1 protein-coding gene is annotated in these 252 nt (G+C 64.3%); it reads left to right on the top strand.

Going from position 1 to position 252, the window contains the following annotated elements; genetic code table 11:
• Window positions 1-65: 65 nt before the first annotated feature.
• Window positions 66-252 (top strand): aldehyde dehydrogenase family protein (locus HKX41_12460; GenBank protein ID NNC24948.1); only part of this gene is annotated, 187 nt, incomplete at its 3' end.

Raw genomic sequence — 252 nt, 5'->3', positions numbered from 1 at the left:
CTAATCGGTAACACCTTCCCCCTTCCGCCCCTCTTTTAGGTGGTAGACCGTAGAAATGGAGTACGATGTCGACCGACGTATCCATCGACGCGGAGTGGGACGAGCTCTATATCGACGGTGAATGGCGGGCCAGCGAGAGCGGCGAAACGATTGACGTCGAGGACCCCTCGACGCGCGAGGTCGTCACCGAGGTCGCCGCCGCGACCGAATCGGACGTCGACGCGGCGTACGAGGCCGCCGCGGCCGCCCAAG

Source organism: Salifodinibacter halophilus, from assembly GCA_012999515.1.
GTDB lineage: Bacteria > Pseudomonadota > Gammaproteobacteria > Nevskiales > Salinisphaeraceae > Salifodinibacter > Salifodinibacter halophilus.
The sequence above is the reverse complement of the archived record's forward strand: the minus strand, read 5'-3'. Positions and strand labels throughout refer to the sequence as shown.